At 66.8% G+C, this 3,753-nt stretch carries 8 protein-coding genes and 1 pseudogene; all 9 read left to right on the top strand.

Going from position 1 to position 3,753, the window contains the following annotated elements:
* Window positions 1-336: hypothetical protein (locus KZZ07_RS26400; RefSeq protein WP_219519835.1), on the top strand; the 336-nt coding region annotated here is incomplete at its 5' end.
* Window positions 333-794, top strand: a complete 462-nt coding sequence (locus KZZ07_RS26395) for a hypothetical protein (RefSeq protein WP_219519832.1) — start codon at window positions 333-335, stop codon at window positions 792-794. The genes KZZ07_RS26400 and KZZ07_RS26395, both read left to right, overlap by 4 nt.
* 162 nt (window positions 795-956) lie before the next feature.
* Window positions 957-1,688 (top strand): hypothetical protein, encoded by a 732-nt coding sequence (locus tag KZZ07_RS26390; protein WP_219519829.1) that lies wholly within the window; start codon window positions 957-959, stop codon window positions 1,686-1,688.
* The gene (locus KZZ07_RS26385) at window positions 1,685-1,936 is read left to right on the top strand and encodes a hypothetical protein (protein ID WP_219519827.1); all 252 of its coding nucleotides are present in this window, start codon (window positions 1,685-1,687) and stop codon (window positions 1,934-1,936) included. The genes KZZ07_RS26390 and KZZ07_RS26385 overlap by 4 nt, the downstream gene beginning before the upstream one ends.
* Window positions 1,933-2,172, top strand: a complete 240-nt coding sequence (locus KZZ07_RS26380; protein ID WP_219519824.1) for a hypothetical protein — start codon at window positions 1,933-1,935, stop codon at window positions 2,170-2,172. The genes KZZ07_RS26385 and KZZ07_RS26380 overlap by 4 nt, the downstream gene beginning before the upstream one ends.
* Window positions 2,169-2,498, top strand: a complete 330-nt coding sequence (locus tag KZZ07_RS26375; RefSeq protein ID WP_219519821.1) for a hypothetical protein — start codon at window positions 2,169-2,171, stop codon at window positions 2,496-2,498. The genes KZZ07_RS26380 and KZZ07_RS26375 overlap by 4 nt, the downstream gene beginning before the upstream one ends.
* Complete coding sequence (locus tag KZZ07_RS26370; protein ID WP_219519818.1) at window positions 2,495-2,776, top strand: hypothetical protein; 282 nt, start codon at window positions 2,495-2,497, stop codon at window positions 2,774-2,776. Before KZZ07_RS26375 ends, KZZ07_RS26370 begins: the two co-directional genes overlap by 4 nt.
* Complete coding sequence (locus KZZ07_RS26365) at window positions 2,773-3,453, top strand: helix-turn-helix domain-containing protein (RefSeq protein ID WP_219519815.1); 681 nt, start codon at window positions 2,773-2,775, stop codon at window positions 3,451-3,453. The genes KZZ07_RS26370 and KZZ07_RS26365 overlap by 4 nt, the downstream gene beginning before the upstream one ends.
* 16 nt (window positions 3,454-3,469) lie before the next feature.
* Window positions 3,470-3,753 (top strand): annotated as a pseudogene (locus KZZ07_RS26360) (hypothetical protein); the annotation flags it as partial.

Genomic DNA, 3,753 nt, shown 5'->3' with positions numbered 1-3,753 from the left:
GGCGGGCAGGTCGGCAAGGGCACCCTGTCCAAGTATCTCAGCGGGCAGTTGCAGTGGCCCTTGGCCTATGTCTGGGCGTTGGAAGATGCTGCCGGACGTTACCCGGTCAGCGCCGTGCGCGGGCGGGCCATCGGGGCGCGGGCGGATCCGCGCGGATGTGTCTACGCCGCCGTCGGCGCGGCATCCAAGGAATTTGGCGAGGCGGCAGAGGCGGCTTTGCGCGTCGCCGGGTCAGCTGACGGCGCGGAACGGGCCGTGGCCCTGCAGGAGGCGCGCGAGGCGCTGGACGCAATGGCGCGATTGGTTGCCGCGATCGAAGCGGGAGGCGCGCCATGAATTTCCAGACCGTCACTCACGGAATACCGGCGCATGGGTATGGCGCCGGCCAGCAGGCCGGGGGCGTGCAGACTCCTCCCAGGAGCGTCACCGGCCTGCGCCTTTGTATTGCGGTCACTTCCCTGCGCGCCTCTGCCTTGTCTTGCGCGCGGCACTTGCCCCGGCGGCTCCTCATGGCCGCCGGGGTCTTTCTGTTCCTGGTGTCCGGCGCCGATGCGCAGGCGGTGCAGGGCTGTGCGGAGCGCGACCGGATCAAGATCGACCTGGCGGAGGAGTTTGGCCAGAGGCGGGTGGCGGTGATGCTGTCGCAGGGCTCTGTCGTGGAAATCTACGCGCATCCGGATCTGGGCGAATGGACGGCCCTGCGGGTCGCGCCGGACGGCGTGGCCTGCGTCATCGACTTTGGCGAGGTGTTCTTTGCCGTGGATGACCGCCCGCCGGAGGGCGATCCGCTGTGAGAAAAACAGAATGGAAACCGAGCTACCTTCTTCGACCCCGGGTGACGCCCCTTACCGCCGCCAAACGGCTGAAGATGGTGCAGGCTAGCGTGACGGGGAAGCGGCCCTCAAAGGTCAGCCTGAAACCTGTGCCCTGGGAAAATGACAAGAAAGGGGATGGCGATGCCAATCGACGTGGATGAATTGAAACTGCTGCATGCCGATGGGTGGTCGGACGCAGACATGGCGGTCCGGTTCGACGTGACGGCCCCAACCGTCAAGCGGTGGCGCGAGACGCTGCGGCTGAAACGGAACGCGCAGCGGCGGATCTGGACCGAGGATGAGGTTGCCCGGATTCGCACGCTGGCCGCGCAGGGAAAGTCCTACGTCGCGATTGGCGCGGCAATTGGGGCCAGCGCGGATGTCATCGGGGGTATCTGCCGCAAGCACGGGATCAGGCCGCAACCGAAGTACCTGAAGGTTTCGGCGCAGATCTACAACCGGATCGAGGCGATGGTGCGCGAGGGGCTGGGGCCGACGGCCATCGCGAGCGAGGTTGGGTTGAGCCCGAAGGCGGTGTCGAACCGGATCACCTACATGCGCAGGTGTGGGCGTCTGCCGCCTGCGGAAGTGCCGCACGGCGCGCGCGCCTCAGTGCCCCAACCGGTGCGCGACGCGGGGATCGAACAGGCGGTGCGTATGCGGGCCGTGTCAGAACCGGGGCGGGGCGGGGGGAGACATAGCCGCGACGGCCTGATCGCGCGGCTGGCGCATCGGCATGGCGAGGCCCTGGTGCAGGAGGTCAGCCGCATCCCGCCCCGCAAGGGCGCCTATCGCAAGCTCTGCGCGGTGGCGGATTGTCATGGGATCTCGATCAAGGCGGTCGAGACCGTCTGGCACCAGGTGCGGGCATGAGCGGGGCGGCTGGGTGTTTCCGCACCAATCCGTTTCCGACCCGCGCGGATGATGAGCGGGTGTTGTCGATCCTCGACGTGATCTCGCACGAGAGTGTCAAGGCGGCCCGCGAGCGGTTTGGCCTGACGCATTCGGCGGTCCAGGGTATGCGGACGCGGTTCCTGAACCCGAAGTATCAGCCCGAGGATCGGTGCCGCAGGAAGAAGAACCAGGATGGCGGGATGCCGCGCCACTGGTGGGCGTCATGAGCGCTCCGGGTGTTCTGCGGATGACCCTGCCGCTGGCGCATCTGCGGCTGAAACTGGCGGTGCAGGGCGAACAGGGGACGTGGGGCCTGTACCCGGCGGAGGGGCATCCGGCGCCGGACAAGCCGCTGGTGAGCGGCATGATCGGCGGGGAAGAGGGGCTGACATCGGCGGCGCTTTTCGAAGCGGCGGCGCAGCTGGCGGTGTTCGAGAAGGCGATGGCGGAGGGTCCGGGATGACAGACGAGTCAGAAGCTTACTGGCGGCTGACGCCGATTGCGCGTGCGAGGCGCGCCACACTGCATGCGGTCATTGACGCGATTCCTGCTCGCTTCGGCGGGAATTTCGGACAATCTGATGTAGAGTGGACAGTTTACCCCGGTACAAATGCTGGGTGCCGGGCTTTGATCGAAGAGGCGCGCGAAAAGCATCGGGAAGAACAATGCCGAGGATCGTGGCCGGGGCGTGCCCCGCCACAACGGCGGCGTGAACCTGTTCATTGCGTCATCCCTGCCAGCGAGGTCAACGCCTGGCTCGCCACGCTGCCAGAGAAGGTGGAGGCATGACCCCCCGCGCGCGTTTCGTGACTTGCGCCACGGCGCTGGCGATGCATCGGGGCGGGATGGCGCCGGCCGGGCCGCTGGTCGTGGCGCTGTCGGAAGCGCATGAGGCCCTGCCGGTGCTGTCGGTCGAGGACATGTTGCGCCCCATGCACAGGTCCGTTGACGCGGTCCTGGACGCGCGGCTGGCTGGGGATGAGTTCAGATATGGCGAAGCCCATTACGCGCTGGCAACGCAGACGGCCATCTACTGGGCGCTCAAGGCGCGGGAGGTGGCGGCGTGAGCCACAAGGCGACCAACTGGCTGTCCGACCTCGACCCGGCGCTGTTGTCGGCCTCGGAGTTCCGGGTGCTGTTCTATCTCTGCGATTGCCACAATGCGAGTGCGGGATGCTTCCCCTCACAGGCATATCTGCGCGAGCGCGCCGCCGTGTCCAACGGCACCGTCAACAACGTGCTGAACAGCCTGGAGGTCAAGGGCCTGGTCAAGCGCCACCAGAGCCGCGACGGGCGCACGAAACGGCAATGTCCGACCCGCTACATCTTGGGGTTCGAAATGGGCAAACCGCAAAAGCCGTCTCCAGAAAATGGAGACGGAAACGGCGGGAAATCAGGGGCCGAACCGGCGCCGAAAAGGCCCCGGAAACCGGGCAAGCCGTCTCCAGAATGTGGAGTCGGAGCCGACTCCAATCTGAGGGGCGACCCGACTCCAATTTCGGGGGTGACCCGTCTCCAGCCCACTGGAGAGGAACCTGTAAGTAACCAGGAAATAACCAGCGCGGGCGCGCGCGAGGCGGCGGATTTCAACCCGATGGTGGCGAAATCGGCGGAGCGGGCGGTGGCCGATTGGCGGCGGGGGCGGACGGAGGCTTTTGCCGACCTGCAACCCTGGGTGCTGGCGCACATCGTTTCGGCGAACCTCCTGACCGATCAAGAGCGGCAGGCGGCGGGACTTGGCTGAGAAAAGGGGAAAGGCGATGACGGGCAGTGACACGATCGAGACGAAGCGCGGGCGGGTGCGGGATGCGCTGGTCGCTGGGCTGGGGTTCCGGTTTCCCAAGGGCGTGAAGCCCGAGGATGCCAAGCGCAAGCTGGACCGGATCTGCGATGACCTGGCCTATCTCTCGTCCGAGAACCTGCGGCGGGTGATCGGCGCGCTGCGGACCAAGGGCGAGGGCACGGCCAAGTGTTTCTGGCCGGATCGCGCGACCTTTCTCGCCTTTGCCGAGATCGCCCAGCCTCGGGCGCTGGAGGATACGCC

The organism is Mameliella sp. CS4 (assembly GCF_019392335.1).
In the GTDB taxonomy this organism is placed as follows: Bacteria; Pseudomonadota; Alphaproteobacteria; order Rhodobacterales; family Rhodobacteraceae; genus Antarctobacter.
The sequence above is the reverse complement of the archived record's forward strand: the minus strand, read 5'-3'. Positions and strand labels throughout refer to the sequence as shown.